This is a genomic window from bacterium (assembly GCA_016873475.1).
GTDB lineage: Bacteria > Krumholzibacteriota > Krumholzibacteriia > JACNKJ01 > JACNKJ01 > VGXI01.
The window spans coordinates 1-14,805 of sequence record VGXI01000065.1 but is presented as its reverse complement, the minus strand read 5'-3'; the positions used below and the strand labels follow the sequence as shown (position 1 = coordinate 14,805).

At 71.4% G+C, this 14,805-nt stretch carries 14 protein-coding genes; 10 read left to right on the top strand and 4 right to left on the bottom strand.

Features of this window, described 5'->3' with window-relative positions; genetic code table 11:
• Positions 1–1,233: hypothetical protein (locus FJ251_07305; protein MBM4117542.1), on the top strand; the 1,233-nt coding region annotated here is incomplete at its 5' end.
• A gap of 12 nt (positions 1,234–1,245) precedes the next feature.
• On the opposite strand, the gene FJ251_07300 is transcribed toward FJ251_07305, so the two are convergent.
• Together FJ251_07300 and apaG are read right to left on the bottom strand one after the other, a co-directional pair.
• Positions 1,246–2,070, bottom strand: a complete 825-nt coding sequence (locus FJ251_07300; GenBank protein ID MBM4117541.1) for an SDR family oxidoreductase — start codon at positions 2,068–2,070, stop codon at positions 1,246–1,248.
• 22 nt (positions 2,071–2,092) lie between these two features.
• On the bottom strand, positions 2,093–2,479 hold the full coding sequence (gene apaG, locus FJ251_07295) for a Co2+/Mg2+ efflux protein ApaG (protein ID MBM4117540.1): 387 nt from the start codon (positions 2,477–2,479) through the stop codon (positions 2,093–2,095).
• Positions 2,480–2,690: 211 nt separating this feature from the next.
• On the opposite strand from apaG, the gene FJ251_07290 reads away from it, so the two are divergent.
• From FJ251_07290 to FJ251_07250, 9 genes are all read left to right on the top strand, one after another.
• The gene (locus tag FJ251_07290) at positions 2,691–3,359 is read left to right on the top strand and encodes a prepilin-type N-terminal cleavage/methylation domain-containing protein (protein ID MBM4117539.1); all 669 of its coding nucleotides are present in this window, start codon (positions 2,691–2,693) and stop codon (positions 3,357–3,359) included.
• Positions 3,360–3,490: 131 nt separating this feature from the next.
• On the top strand, positions 3,491–5,167 hold the full coding sequence (locus FJ251_07285; protein MBM4117538.1) for a type II secretion system protein GspE: 1,677 nt from the start codon (positions 3,491–3,493) through the stop codon (positions 5,165–5,167).
• On the top strand, positions 5,164–6,357 hold the full coding sequence (locus FJ251_07280; protein ID MBM4117537.1) for a type II secretion system F family protein: 1,194 nt from the start codon (positions 5,164–5,166) through the stop codon (positions 6,355–6,357). Before FJ251_07285 ends, FJ251_07280 begins: the two co-directional genes overlap by 4 nt.
• Entirely contained in the window at positions 6,354–7,436 is a 1,083-nt protein-coding gene (locus FJ251_07275; protein ID MBM4117536.1) for a prepilin-type N-terminal cleavage/methylation domain-containing protein, read from the top strand. Before FJ251_07280 ends, FJ251_07275 begins: the two co-directional genes overlap by 4 nt.
• Positions 7,433–8,917: a hypothetical protein gene (locus FJ251_07270; GenBank protein ID MBM4117535.1), complete on the top strand. Its 1,485-nt coding sequence runs from the start codon at positions 7,433–7,435 to the stop codon at positions 8,915–8,917. The genes FJ251_07275 and FJ251_07270 overlap by 4 nt, the downstream gene beginning before the upstream one ends.
• Entirely contained in the window at positions 8,914–9,564 is a 651-nt protein-coding gene (locus FJ251_07265; protein ID MBM4117534.1) for a hypothetical protein, read from the top strand. Before FJ251_07270 ends, FJ251_07265 begins: the two co-directional genes overlap by 4 nt.
• Positions 9,548–10,108 (top strand): hypothetical protein, encoded by a 561-nt coding sequence (locus tag FJ251_07260; protein MBM4117533.1) that lies wholly within the window; start codon positions 9,548–9,550, stop codon positions 10,106–10,108. The genes FJ251_07265 and FJ251_07260 overlap by 17 nt, the downstream gene beginning before the upstream one ends.
• A gap of 36 nt (positions 10,109–10,144) precedes the next feature.
• Positions 10,145–11,707, top strand: coding sequence for a hypothetical protein (locus tag FJ251_07255; protein MBM4117532.1), 1,563 nt, complete (start codon positions 10,145–10,147; stop codon positions 11,705–11,707).
• A 40-nt stretch (positions 11,708–11,747) separates the two neighbouring features.
• Positions 11,748–13,481: a tetratricopeptide repeat protein gene (locus FJ251_07250; GenBank protein MBM4117531.1), complete on the top strand. Its 1,734-nt coding sequence runs from the start codon at positions 11,748–11,750 to the stop codon at positions 13,479–13,481.
• A gap of 18 nt (positions 13,482–13,499) precedes the next feature.
• Here FJ251_07250 and FJ251_07245 read toward each other — a convergent pair whose 3' ends face one another.
• Complete coding sequence (locus FJ251_07245; GenBank protein ID MBM4117530.1) at positions 13,500–13,919, bottom strand: hypothetical protein; 420 nt, start codon at positions 13,917–13,919, stop codon at positions 13,500–13,502.
• The gene (locus tag FJ251_07240) at positions 13,903–14,529 is read right to left on the bottom strand and encodes a transcriptional regulator (protein ID MBM4117529.1); all 627 of its coding nucleotides are present in this window, start codon (positions 14,527–14,529) and stop codon (positions 13,903–13,905) included. Before FJ251_07240 ends, FJ251_07245 begins: the two co-directional genes overlap by 17 nt.
• Positions 14,530–14,805: the final 276 nt, after the last annotated feature.

The following is a 14,805-nucleotide window of genomic DNA, read 5'->3' as shown; positions in this document are numbered from 1 at the left end:
GAAAGCGAGGAGATCTACACGAGCATCTGGCATTTCCGCGCCGGCTTGCTCTACCATCTCCTGGCCGACCGCGCGCTCTCGCCCTACTTCGGTCTCGGCGTCGGCGCGACCAAGCTCCGCGTCAAGGACATGCGCGGGCGGGGCGGTTTCGGCGGTCTCTTCCCGGGTGGCCCTGTGCTCGAGGGCTACGACACCGAGGGCAGGCGCCAGAAGCTCGACGCCACGCACCTGAGCGGCACCGTCGCCGCCGGCATCGAGTGGTTCCTGCACCCGCGCTTCGCGCTCGCCGCCGGCGGCCGCTACCACCTCTTCCCGGGCAACGATCTCGACAACGTGGGGCTCAGCGCCGACGACTTCTTCGGTCCCGAGTACGTCGACGCCAACACGGGGCTCGCCGAGCTGCACCTGGGTTTCACCTGGTTCTTCGGCAGTGTGGACCGCGACCGCGACGGTCTGAGCGACGGTCTCGATCGCTGCCCGGACGCCGCGGAGGACATCGACGGCTTCCAGGACGCCGACGGCTGCCCCGATCCGGACAACGACGGCGACGGCCTGCCCGATGAGTTCGATCGCTGCCCCGAGAGCGCCGAGGACGTCGACGGCTATCAGGACGCCGATGGCTGCCCCGACCTGGACAACGACGGGGACGGCGTCCCCGACCACAAGGACGCCTGTCCCAGCGCCGCCGAGGACCGTGACGGCTTCCAGGACGGAGACGGCTGCCCCGACCCGGACAACGACGGCGACGGCGTGCCCGATCAGAGCGACGCCTGCCCCGACACGCCGGCAGGTGTTGTCGTGGATGCGCGCGGCTGCCCCGAGCCAGTCGCGCCCGTCGAGGTCACGCCGGTGGCGCCCGAGCCGCCGGCGGCGCCGGTCGCCGAGATCAAGGGCGCCCTGATCCTCGAGGGCGTGCACTTCCTCACCGGCAGCGCCGAGCTGGCGCCCGACTCGCGCGTCGTGCTGGACACCGTCGCGCGCTCGCTGCTGGCCTACCCCGAGGTGCGGATCGAGATCCAGGGCCACACGGACAGCGCCGGCTCGGCGGCCTCCAACGAAGCGCTCTCGCTGCGCCGCGCCGAAGCTGTGCGGGACTACCTGATTGGCCAGGGTGTCGCCGCGGCGCGCCTGCGCGCCGTTGGCTACGGCGAGCGTTTCCCGATCGCGTCCAACAGCACGGCCGCAGGCCAGGCGGAAAATCGCCGCGTCGAGGTCCATCGCCTCGGCGACTAGGCGCCGCCGCGTCTAGTCGCGCCGGCGCTGGACCGCCTCCGGGTCCAGCTCGCCGGCCAGGCCCTTGCCGAGGGACCAGCCGCCGTCGACGGCGAGCGTCGCCCCCGTGATCGAGGCCGCGGCCGGCGAGGCGAGGAAGAGCACGGCCTGCGCCACCTCGACCGGATCGGCGAAGCGGCCGCTGGGGATCTGCGCCGCGACCGCCGCGCGCCGCTCCGGCGTCGGCCAGAGCCGCGCCGCCGCGCCTTCGCTGTCGAAGGGCCCCGGCGCCACGCAGTTCACGCGGATGCGATAGGGCGCCCACTCCACGGCGAGGCTCTTGCTCATCGCGAGCACCCCTGCTTTCGCCGCCACCGAATGGACCACGCCGGGGCAACCCGTCCAGGCGTAGGGCGCGATGATGTTGACGATCGCACCCCCATTCGGCTGCGCGCGCATCAGGCGCGCCGCCGCCTGCGAGCAGTAGAAGACCCCCGACAGCGCGATGTCGATGACGGCCTGCCAGCCCTTGGCCGGCAGGGCGAGCGCCGGCCGCACGAAGTTGCCGGCGGCGTTGTTGACCAAGAGGTCCAGGCGGCCCCAGTCCTCGCCGATCGCCGCGCAGACCCGGCGCGCGGCGGCCGGCTCCCGCACGTCGAGCACCGCCGCGCGCGCGCGCCAGCCGGCGGCCTCGGCCTCGGCGAGAAAGCCGGCGTGGTGCTTGGGGTCGCGGCTGGCGATCGCGACCCAGGCGCCGCGCCGGGCGAGCGCCCGGGCGATCTCGAGGCCGAGCCCCGTGCCGCCGCCCGTGACGAGGGCCCGGTGTCCCGCGAAGACGTCTGCCGCCAGGACCTGCATCGCCGACCTCCCGCGCCCCGCCTCAGTTCAGACAGTGCGGGGTGGCCAGGGTGAAGACGGGAATCGGCGCGTCGAACTCGCTGCCGTCGTCCCGCCGCATGCGGTAGCTGCCACGCATGGAGCCCAGGGGCGTCGGCAGCGGACAGAAGCTGCTGTAGGTGAAGGATTCGCCGGGGGCGAGCTGCGGCTGCTCGCCGACCACGCCCTCGCCGCGCACCTCCTGCACGCGGCCGACGGCGTCGGTGATGATCCAGTGCCGCGCGATGAGCTGCGCCGGCCGGCTGCCGGCGTTCTCGATGCGGATGCGATAGGCGAAGAAGTAGTAGCTCTCGTCCGGCGCCGAGCGTTCGGGCAGGTAGAGGCTCTCCGCCTCGACGCGAATGTCGTCCTCGGGTTCGCGGGGGCTCATCGCGGCGCTCCTTCCTCGGCGTCGCCGGCGACGGATCGACCTGGCGGCGGGCTCCCCGCCCGGCCGCTCGCGATCCTTCTATACCTGCTGCCTTCTCCAGCTTTCCCGCGCTTCTCGAGAAGCTCTCGGATTGGAATGTCGTTTGCAGTGCGCGGCCCAGCGTCTCAGTCCGGCGACAGCCGGACGGAATCTACCACCCGGAGGATGATCGATGCATCCCAGTAAGCGCAATGCCGGTTTCACCTTGATCGAGGTGATCATCGCCGTGGCCCTGGTGGCCATCATGGCGGTCGCGATCGCGCCCCCGCTGGTCCAGAACATCAAGCAGGGCAAGATCACGCGCACCCAGAGCGACGTCCAGGCGATCAGTACCGCGATCATGAGCTTCTACAAGGACGTCGGCGACTGGCCGACGGCCTCCCCGGCCGGCGGCACCCTGAACCGCCTGGCCGGCAACTTATCCCTGGGCGGCGGCAATAACGGCATCCCGGCTGGCTCGAATGCAGTCACCGGCGCCGGCCGCTGGCGGAATTACGGCCAGGTGGGCACGCTCGAAGAGTACCTGATCCGCAACCGGACCGCAGCCAGTGCGGAGTTGTACCGAGTCAGCCGCAGTCCGATGAGCACCCCCGGCTGGAACGGGCCCTACCTGTCCGATATCAAGCTCGACCCCTGGGGCAGCCCCTACGTCGTGAACATCCGCTATGCCCTGCCCGCGCTCGCGGGCACGGCGACGGAGAACTACGACATGCACAACGTGATCATCGTCTCGGCGGGCCCGAACAAGGTCTTCGAGACGCCCTTCGATGACGCGGTCTACGACGAGCAGGCCGGCGGCGACGACATCGCCTACATGATTCAGCGCGCGAGCCGCTACTAGGCCGCAGGGTTGCCGACGCTTCCTCCGACGAGCCCCGGCGCCCGCGCGCCGGGGCTGCGGTGGATCGGAGGTGGCCAGCGCGTTCGTGCGGCGGCCGCGACGGCTGCCGCCATCGCACTCGGGAGAGCGGCATGGAAGTCAAGAGCGCTGGTCGGCTGGGCGACATCCTGATCTCGGCCGGCCTGATCGGCCCCGAGCACCTGGAGCTCGCGCTCAAGGAGCAGGCCCAGACCGGGGAGAAGCTGGGGGCCATTCTCCAGCGCCTCGGCCTCGTCACCGAGAAGGAGATCGCGCGCATCCTCGCCAGCCAGGCGGGCGTGCCGCACGTCTCCCTGCGCGAGGAGTGGATCCAGCGCGAGGCCGTTGCGCTGATCCCGGCGAGCTTCTGCGAGGAGGAGCGCGTCTTTCCGACGGCGATCCGGGGCAAGACCCTCGTGCTCGCGATGGCCAATCCCCTCGACCTCGAGTGCATCGACGCCGCCGGCCGCCTGACCGGCCACTACATCGAGGTCGTGCACGCCACCGACAGCGACATCCAGGCGACGCTGCAGCAATACTTCGGCAGCCGCAGCGACATCGACGCCCGCATCGACCAGACCATCGCGGGCGCCCGCACGAGCCTCGCTGCCGGCGCGCGCGGGGCCGACGGCGACTCGCCCTACGTGCGCCTCGTCGACCTGCTGATCGGCAAGGCCGTCGAGCTCGGCGCGACGGACATCCACGTCGAGCCCGAAGAGAAGGTGATCCGCTGCCGCTACCGCGTCGACGGCCGCTTGCGCCAGGGCCACTCGCTGCCCAAGGAGCTGCAGAGCGTCGTCACGACGCGCTTCAAGATCCTGGCTGGGATGAACATCTCCGAGTCGCGAGTGCCCCAGGACGGGCGCATCCTGTTCGAGCAGGAGGGGCGCAAGATCGACCTGCGCGTCTCCTCCTTCCCGACCGTGCACGGCGAGACCTTCGTCTCCCGCCTGCTCGACAAGCAGAACCTGCTCGTCGGCCTGCCGGGCCTGGGCATGAACAAGAAGATGCTCGCCGCGTTCACCCGCGACCTGGCGCGCCCCAACGGCATCATTCTCGTCACGGGGCCGACCGGCTCCGGCAAGACGACCACGCTCTACTCGGCGATCCAGCACCTGAACGCGCCCGACGTCAAGATGATCACGCTCGAGGACCCGGTCGAGTACGAACTGCCCCTGATCAACCAGGGCCAGATCCAGGCCGCGCAGGGCTTCACCTTCGCGCGCGGCCTGCGCGCGATCCTGCGCCAGGATCCGGACATCATCCTCGTCGGCGAGATCCGTGACCAGGAGACGGCGAGCCTCGCCATCCGGGCCGCACTGACCGGCCACCTCGTCTTCAGCACCCTGCACACGAACGACGCGGTGGGCGTGATCCCCCGTCTCGTCGACATGGGCGTGGAGCCCTACCTCCTCTCGGCGACCCTGGTCGCCGTGCTCGCGCAGCGCCTCGTGCGCGGCGTCTGCCCGGTCTGCCGCGTGAGCGTGACGCCAACGCCCGAGCAGCGCGAGCTGCTGGGCTTGGACGAGGCGAGCTTCGCCGAATCCAGCTTCACTGAAGGCAAGGGCTGCCCGAGCTGCAACGACACCGGCTACAAGGGGCGCCTCGCCGTCTTCGAGTACCTGCAGGCGACTGAGGCCGTGCGCCGGCTCATCGCCGAGCGTGCGCCGACGGACGCCATCCTCGCCGTCGCCCGCGAGCAGGGCATGCGCAGCCTGCGCGAGGACGCGCTGGCCAAGGTGAGGCGCGGCAAGACCACGCTCACCGAAATGCTGCGGGTGGTGGCATGAGGGAGTTCCGCTACAGGGCACTCAGCGCGGGCGGCGAGACGGTGACCGGCATGCGGCCAGCCGCCGACGTCGCCGCGCTCGCGCGCGACCTGACGGCGCAGAACCTGATCCTGCTCGAAGGCCGCCCCTCGCTCCGCCTGGGCGGCGTGAGCCGCGTCCGTCGCCGCGACCTGCTCGACTTCACGCTGCACATGGCGACCTCTCTCGGCGCCGGCATCCCGGTGATCCAGGCTCTGCGCGACGCCGAGGCCGGCATGGCTGGTCAGGGCTTCGCGCGCATCGTCAAGGAGCTGCGCGAGGAGATCAGCAGCGGCAGTCAGGTGGCCGAGGCGATGAGCCACCATCCCGACGTGTTCCCCGAGCTCTATCTGGCCCTCGTGGCGGCCGGCGAGAGCTCGGGCAACCTGGACGGAACCCTGGGCGAGCTCGTGCGCCACCTCGAGTGGGCCGACGACCTGAGCAGCAAGGTGAAGCAGGCGCTCATGTACCCAGCGCTGCTCGCCACCGCGACGCTCGGCCTCTTTCTGCTCATGATCATCTTCGTGATCCCGCGCTTCCTGGAGGTCTTCCAGGAGCTGGACTACCAGCTGCCGACGCTCACCCTGCGCGTGCTCGCGGTGGGCAGCTTCTTTCGCCACTGGTGGCCTTTCCTCCTCGGCGGCGCCTTCGGCCTCGCCTGGGGATGGCGCCTGCTCTACCGCAGCGAGCGGGGCCGCTACGCGATCGACCACCTGCTGCTGCGCCTGCCGATCGTCGGCGGCTTCCAGCGCAACCTGGCGCTCGCGCGCTTCGCGCGCAACTTCGCGATGCTCTTCGCCTCGGGCATCGACATCCTGCGCGTGCTCGCCCTCTTGCAGCGCGTGGTCGGCAACAGCGTGCTCGCGGCGGAGGTCGCGGCGGCCCGCCAGCGCATCGTGACGGGCGACACTCTCGCCCACGCCTTCGCGGACAGCCCCCACTTTCCGCCGCTGCTCAAGCGCCTGATCGGCGTCGGGGAGCAGGCCGGCAGCCTCGACAAGTCGCTCGCCAAGGCGGCCGAGTATCTCGACAAGGAGCTGCCGCGCGCGCTCAAGCGGCTCTTCACGCTGCTCGAGGCGGCGATCATCGTCGTGCTCGGCGCGCTGATCGCGATCAGCGCTCTGGCCATGCTGCTGCCCATCTTCCAGATCCAGAGCCAGCTGCTGAAATGAGGAACGCCGTGCACAGCCGCTGGACGAAGGGCTTCACCCTGCTGGAAGTGATCATCGCGATCGCGATCATCGGCATCATGATCGGCGCCATCGCGCCGGTGGCGCATCGCCAGCTCGTGGCGGCGCGCGAGGACGCCACGCGCCAGGAGCTGGAGCGCCTGCGCGGCGCGCTCGCCGCCTACTACGAGGACGTCGGCGCCTTCCCCGGCGAGGGCGGGGGCCTGGCCGGCCTGGTCGGGACCGGCGGCCCCGCGGGCTGGCAGGGGCCCTATCTCGAGTCGGGCGACGACGATCCCGCGGCCGCGGTGCGCACCGACGCCTTCGGCCAGGACTACGTCTACGACCTCGCGCCCAGCGTGACGCCGGCGGGCGCCGCGGATCTCATCGTCGCCAGCCCGGGCGCGAACCGCCGCCTCGAGCTGCGCACCGGCGGCACCTGGCAGCTCGGCAACGCGTCGACGGTGGACGACATCGTGCTGGCGATCGCGACCGGCCCCCTCGATCGCGACAAGCGCCTCGCCTCCCTCGCCGAGCTGGAGGCGCTCGCCGCGGGCGCGCGCCGGCACTACCAGGATCACAGCAGCTTCCCCGCGCAGCTCGCGGACCTCTCGGGCAGCTACGTCGACCCGGGTTTCGCCGGCGACAGCTTCGAAGACGACTGGCGCCAGGCCTACGCATCGCGGATCGAGTCCCTCGGCGGCGGCGCGAGCCGGCTCATCCTCTGGAGCCGGGGCCCCAATCACACGGACGAGAACGGCGGCGGGGACGATCTCCGCCTCGAGGTGAACAGCAGCGCCATCCCGCCCCTGAACCCGGGCGGGGGCAACCCGACGCCACCCAGCGAGACCGAGCTCGAGCTGCAGACGATCCAGGCCGCGGTGGACGCGAATCCCGGGCTCAACCTGAACCGGCCCTGGAATCAGGTGCGCCAGGACCTCGGCCTTGGCAACGAGTACCGCCGCGACGAGTGGAACCGCAACTACCTGATCAACGTGGGCGCCCGGCGCATCTTCTCCGCCGGCGCCGACGGTGACGCCTGGACGGTGGCCGACAACGTGCCCACCGGGGAGGGCTATTGATCCGGCGCGCGGAAGCATACTGCCTCGCTCCCCAGGCCGACGGCTACTGGGCGCTCGCGCTCAGCCACGGCGAGGGGCAGAGCTATCGCGTGAACTGGCTGGAGAGCCTGCCCGGTGGCCGGCCGGCGACGGCCCCGCACTGGCGCGAGCTCTGCCGCGGCGGACGCCGTTTGCTTCTGCTCCTGCCCAACGACAGCTGTCAGCTCCTCCACGCGCGCCTGCCGGAGATGAAGCCCGAGCTGACGCGCATCGCCCTGGCCGGCCTGCTCCAGAAGCAGCGCGGCGGCAGCCCCGAGCAGTGGAGCATCGACGCGCGCCGCCGCGAGGCCGCGAAGAGCGCGGACGGTCGCTGGGCGATCACCGGTCTCGCCTTCGAGCGCGCGGCCCTGCCCAAGTTGCTCGCGCCCTTGGCCGGCAGCGACTGCCGGCCCGCGCTCGCGCTGCCCCAGGCGCTCGCCCTCGACACCCTCCTGCGGCGCGAGCTGCGCGCCGCCGACCCGGCGCCGGGGGCCTGGAATCTCGTCTACCTCGGACGCGAGGAACGCTTCCTCGCCATCGGCGACGCCGTGGGTCCTCTGCTCGTGCGCGCCCTGCCCGCGGATCTCTCCGGCGGCGCCGACCGCGCGGAGTACCTCGAGCGGCTCGTGACGGAGATCGAGCGCTCGCACTTCTTCGCCCAGCAGGGCGAGCAGGGCGCGCGGGTGCAGCGCGTGCTCGTCTGCGGCGATCCCGAGCTGGCCGAGTCCCTCGCCCTGCGCCTGGCCAGGACCGAAGGCCTGGTCGCTGAGCACTGGCAGCCCGAGGAGCGCTTCCGCATCGAGGGCGCAGCGGCGAGCTGGGAGTTCCTGCCCGCGCTCGCGGGGGCCGCGGTCGCCCTCGATCCGGCAGGGGCCGTCTTCAACATTCTGCCGCGGCGGCGCGAGGACGGCGCACTCTGGCGCCTGCGCCGCTATGCGATCACCGGCGGCGCCTCGCTCTGCCTCGGCGTGCTGCCCCTCGTCGGCGGCGGCAGCGAGCTCACCCGCCACCTGCAGGCCAGGGTGCTCGCCGAGCAGGGCCAGCAGCTCGCGCAGAGCCGGCAGGCCGCCGAGGCGGCGGCGCGCGATTATCTCGAGCAGCTCGCCCTGCTCGCGCGTCAAGAGCAGCTCGACCGCTACGCGCCCGAGCGCACACCGCTGGGGCCGCTACTGCGGGACATCGCCGCCCGCCTGCCGAGCCCCGTGCAGCTCACCGACCTCGATCTGGTCCGCGATCCCGAGGGCGCGTACCGCCTCGTGATCCGCGGCGAGTCGCGCGGGCGCACCGGCGAGGCCGCTCAGGCGGCCTTCCTCCAGCTCCAGGCGGCGCTCGCCCAGACGCCCCTGCTCGAGGGGGCGACCGAGCCCAGCCTCGAGATCGAGGGCGACGAGGACGACAGGGGCCGCGCATCGCGCGTGCGCTTCGAGTTGCGCTACCGACTGGCCACGGGGGTGAAGGGATGAAGCGCCCCGCGCTCTCGCCCCGCCTGCTGCGCCCCGGTGTTCTCCTCGCCGTCGGCGCGCTGGCCTGGCTGCTGCTCGTCGCCTTCTTCATCTGGCCGTCCCTGCGGGAGAGCCGCCGCCAGGCGGCCGAGATCAGCGCCCTCGACGCCCGTGCCGCCACCCTGAGCGGCTGGCACGGCGGACGGGCGCTGCCCGCGGACGCGGCGCGCTGGAAGGCCGAACTGAACGCGCGCTTCGAGCGGCTCTTCCCGCCCGAGCGGCGCCTGGAGCAGCTCTTCATGGAGATCGCGAGCGCGGCCAACGCGAGCGGCGTCGATCCGGTGCAGCTGCGCGCGGACGCGGGCAGGGATCCCGATGGCGAGGGCCGCGGCGAGCAGCTCAGCGCGCGCGGCGCCGGCGGCCAGCCGGAGGAACTGGAGGCCCTCATCGCGACACTCGGCATCTCTGCCGCCACGCTGCCGGTGAGCACGCTGCGCGCGCACCGGCTGCGCATCGACTTCGAGGCCGACTACGAGCACCTCGCGCGCTTCACCGATGCCCTGCGCACGCTCGAGCGCGCGGTCAGCGTGCGCGGCATGCAACTGCGGCAGGGCGCCCGCGGCGTCGCTGTGCAGATGGAGCTGGAGTACTATGTCCAGGAGCGGTAGCCGGATCACCCAGGACCCGCGGGTCATGGTGGCCGTTCTCGTCGTGCTGGCGGCGATGGTGGCGATCAACCTGCGCGGGTTCCTACCCAAGGGCGCGGCCGCCGATCTCGCCGTGAGCGTGGAGAAGGAGACGCTCGTCCCGCCCAGCGACTTCCGGCACGTGGGGGCCGTGCTGCGTGCGCGGCTCGCCGAGCCGCCGACCGGCGGCGCGCTCCCGATGCCGGCCAGCCTCGGCCGCAATCCCTTCGCTTACGGCGTGGGTACCCTGAGCGTCACGCCGGCTCCCGGTGCCGCGGAGCCGACGCCACGCGCCGACGAGAGCGGCCCGCGCCTGCGCTGCACGGCACTCATCCTCGGCGGCGGGGAGAGCGCGGCCATCATCGACGGCAAGCTCCTGCACGTGGGCGACGCCGTTGCCGACTATCGGATCGTGGCGATCGACGAGGACGGCGTCTTCCTGCGCGCGGGTGAGCGAACCCGCGTGCTCGCCGTGCGTCGCTCGCGCGGCGCGGGCGCGGTGGGCGCGCCCGTCGCCCAGGATTGAGCCGGCCCGCCCCGCGGGTCTGGAAAGGAAGGACGCATGCGGACACTCAAGGCCCTGTCGCTCACGGCGCTGCTCGGCGGCGCGGCACTCGCCGCGCTCCTGCCCGGCCGCGCCGGCGCCGACATCGATTTCGCGCTCCGTCAGCTCGTGGCGGAGTCCGCGGCGCCCGCGGCGGCCCTCGCCGCGGAGCCAGCGCCGCTCGCGGTGTCTGCGCCGGCCGAGGCGCAGATCACTCTGATCACCGGCGACTGGGTCGACGTGCGCGAGGTGCTGAAGACCGTTGCCCGCAGCGCGGGCTACGGCCTGCAGATCGCGCCCGACGTCGAGGGCCAGGTGAACGTGCACCTGGAGAATGTCGGTTTCGACGCCGCCCTGCGCGCGCTGCTCGAGCCGATCGACCTCGGCTACGAGCGCCGGGGCGGCGTGCTGATGGTCTATCGACTCGGCATGGTCACCCGCTGGTTCAGCTTCGACTACCCGGTCACGCAGCGCGAGGGCAAGGGCGAGCTGCGCATCTCCGGCCGCGGCCAGAGCCAGAGCGAGAGCGGCGGCAGCCAGGACCAGAACGAGAGCCACGTCACGAGCAGCGCGGCGATGGCGATCTGGCCCGAGGTGATGCAGGCGCTCGAGACCCTCGTCTTCGCGCGCAACCGCAGCGAGTCGGGCGCCAGCGGCGCCGTCGTCGCTCAGTCGCTGAGCCTCGCCGACGAAGCGGGCCGCTCGCTCCTGGTCAGCCCGATGGCCGGGGTCATCCAGGCGACGGCCGAAGCCAAGCGCCTGCGCCAGGTCGAGACCTATCTCCAGCGGATGCGCGCGGCGCTGCGGCGCCAGGTGGCGATCGAGGTGAAGATCCTCGAGGTCGCGGTGACGGGCGAGGAGCACACGGGCATCGACTGGACCGCCGTGGCGAACGAGGAGCACCTTGCGCTCACCGGCCGCCAGCGCACGACCGAGGGCCTCGGCAATCCCTTCTTCGACTTCGTGATCAAGGGCAAGTCGGTCTCCGGTCTCATCGAGGCGATCAGCAAGCAGGGCACAGTGAGGGTCGTCTCGACGCCGCGCATCACGACGCTGAACAACCAGAAGGCCGTCGTGCGCATCGTTACCGAGGAGGTCTTCTACAACGCGCAGGTCGAGCCGCCCGTGGTGACCGACGGCGTCAGCACGGAGCCCGTGATCGCCTACTCGGCGAGCGTGGTGCCGGTCGGCTTCGTGCTGGACGTCACGCCCGAGGTGGGCGAGGACGACGTGATCACCCTCAACGTGCACCCGACGGTCACGGACATCGTGCGCGTGGAGACCAGCCCCAATCAGGACAGCGCGCCCGTGCTCAGCGTGCGCGAGCTGGACACCGTCGGCAAGGTGCACGACGGCGAGACGCTCGTCATCGCGGGCTTCGTCACGCGCGGCACGAACGATCAGCAGGCGGGCATCCCGGTGCTCAAGGACCTGCCCCTGCTCGGCCGCCTCTTCCGGCGCACCATCACCAAGCAGGTCGAGACCGAGATGGTGATGCTGCTCACCCCGGTCATCCTCGACGCCGGTCGCACGGCGGCCTGGACGGAGGCCGCCGAGAGCGACATCGAGCGCCGCTTCTAGGACGCTTGCGGCACTCCCGGAGAGGCGCTAGGCTGCGGCCATGAAGCCCAGCCTCTTCGTCCCCATCCTGCTCGTGCTCGCCGTGCTCACAGCCTACGGCCAGACGCTCGGCTTCGACTTCGTCAACTTCGACGACCCCGACTACGTGACCGAGAACCCGCTGGTCGCCCGCGGGCTGAGCGGCGAGGGCCTGCGCTGGGCCTTCACCACGCATCACGCGCAGAACTACCACCCGCTGACTTGGGCTTCGCTGATGCTGGACGCGCAGCTCTTCGGCGTGAAGAGCGCCCGCGGCTTCCACCTGACGAACCTGCTCCTGCACGCGCTGAACGCGCTGCTCCTCTTCTGGCTGCTGCGCGCGCTCACCGGCGCCCTCTGGAAGAGCGCGCTCGTCGCCGGCTTCTTGGCGCTGCACCCCCTGCACGTGGAATCCGTGGCCTGGATCGCCGAGCGCAAGGACGTGCTAAGCCAGGCTTTCGCCCTCGGCGCCACGCTGGCTTGGTTGCGCTGGGCGCGCAGTGGCCGGCCGCGCGACTACGCGCTGGCCCTCGCGCTCCTCGCCCTCGGCCTGCTCGCCAAGCAGATGCTCGTCACCCTGCCCCTGCTCTGGCTGCTGCTGGACTTCTGGCCGCTGGGCCGCCTTTGCAACGCGGCCACGCGCCGGCAGGCCGCGGGGCTCGCGCGGCGCCAGGCTTTGCTCGAGAAGCTGCCCGCGCTCGCCCTCAGCGCCGGCGCGATTGCGCTCACGCTGGCCGCGCAGACGCGCCGCGCCGCGCTGCTCCCCGTCGACGATCGGCTGGCCAACGCCGTCGTGGCCACAGCGCGCTACCTCGGCAAGCTCGTCTGGCCGCATCCGCTCTCGGCGCTCTATCCGCACCCGGCGATGGCCGGCGGCGAGCCGCTCGCCGTCTGGCAGATCGGCGGCGCGCTGGTCCTGATCGCCGCGCTCAGCGCGGCGGCCTTCCGCTTCCGGCGTCTCGGCTGGCCCTTCGTGGGCTGGTTCTGGTTCCTCGGCGCGCTGGTGCCGGTGATCGGCATCGTCCAGGTGGGCGAGCAGGCGATGGCCGACCGCTACGCCTACCTGCCCTTCATCGGTCTCTACCTGGCGCTGGTCTGGGGGATCGGCGCGTGGCTGGAAGGCCCCGGCCGCCGCTGGCGCGATCCCGCAGCCGTGCTCGCCGTCCTCGCGCTGTTCGCCTGCCTCATCGGGACGCGCGAGCGGGCAAACGCCTGGCGGGACTCGATCGCCCTTGGCGAGCGCGCGCGCGAGGTGAAGCCGGTGCATCCCAAGATGCTCTACAACCTCGGCCTCGCCTATGCCGACGCCCACCGCTACCCGGAGGCCGCAGGCAGCTTCACGGCCGCGCTCGCGATCAGCCCCGACTACGCCAAGGCGCTGAACAACCTCGGCCAGACCTACGAGGCCATGGGCAAGCTCGACGGGGCGCGCGGGGCCTATCAGACAGCCGTCGCCAAGGATCCGGACTTCGCGCTCGCGCGGATCAACCTGAGCCGCCTGCTCGCCAAGGCAGGGGACATGGACGGGGCCATCGCGCAGCGCATCCGCGCGGTCGCCCTCGACCCGGACGACGCCGCCGGCCGCAACAACCTGGGCGCCCTGCTCGCGCAGGCGGGCCGCTTCGAGGAAGCGGTGACGCAGTTCCGCGCGGCGCTGGCGATCGATCCCGGCAACGCCGAGGCCAGGCGGAATCTCGAGGTGGCCCTGCGGCTGATCGAGCAGCGCGGATCCATACCAGCCCGCCCCGCCGACTAGGAGCCCCTCCCTACTCGATCATTGACGGGGGCGAGCCCTCAGCGCCGAGGCGACCCGCTCGCAGGCTTCGATCACGGAGGCCAGCAGCCTCTCGTCCACGGAGAGGTCGCCCTCGTACTCGCTTCGATTGCGAACGTTGTGCGCGCGGTCGAGCACCCGCCAGACCTCCGGGCCCAGCCCAAGCGTGAGAGGCAGGACCTGAAAGACGATGTAGCGTCTCGACGAGCGGTATCCCGCCCTGCGCAAGGCGGCAAGGCAGAGTGCGTGCGCCGCGTTGTAAGCGAGGTCGAAGCGGCTCGGGAGCGAGTTCTGCAGCTTCTTGGCATCGGCAAGGCGAGCCTCGCCGGAGCTCATCAGTCCATTGAACTCGGCGGCATCCGTCGGCTCAGGGCGCAGGGGGCCACCGGGCCCGCAGAGCGCATCAAATGGCGAGCTCATCGTCTCCGCCGATCAGCCAGAGCCTAGGCTGGGCGAGGATCCGGGCCAGGAAGGCGTTCCCGCTCGCTCTGCGATCGCGGAATTCTTGGCGGCTATAGATCGTCGGCGCCACCTTACGCGCTAGGGTCGTGGCAGCCGGCTCGAGGACGGCGAAGAGCTCGGCATAGGCGAGATGGTCGCTGAGGATCAGGAGGTCGATGTCGCTCTCGCTGGTGTCCTCATGCTTGGCTACGGACCCGTAGACAAAGGCGGCGAAGATCGACTCCGCATGCAGAGCAAGGGCCGCACGCAGAACATCCGCAAGTCCACAGGTCTTGAGCACCAGCCCGCGGAGCTCCGCGAACACTGGGGACTTCGGGTTGGCTTGGTAGTGCTTCTGTCTGCCCACGCGATGGGCGATCACGATGCCCGAGGCCTCCAATCGCGAAAGCTCGCGCTGTACGGCACCAGTTCCCGATTGGGCAAGCCCGATGATCTCGTTGGCATAGAAGGTCCGGCTCGGATCGCCGAAGAGCAGGCCAAGGACTCGCTGTTGGACCTTGGAGAAGAGCGCATCGGCCAGCCCCTTCACGGCTGGGCGATGGGGGGAATCGGCGGGTCTGGATTTCATACCCATGTTGGGTATTATAAACCCCGATTCGGGTATGGTCAAGCCGGTTCTCTAACGCACTGCCAGGGAATGGATTACGCACAGTGGCCGATCCCGTGCAGGCTACCACAGCCGCGGGCGCACGCCGGCGAGGCCGTGGCGGTCGAGGCTGCGCGCGCGCTCGTCGTCGAGCTGGGGGAAGTCCCAGTGCATGCCGCGGCGGAAGGGGATCGTCTCCCGCGGGTCGCGGCGGGCGCGCACGAGGCAGCGGTCGGGCTTGTAGAAGCGCAGCTCCCC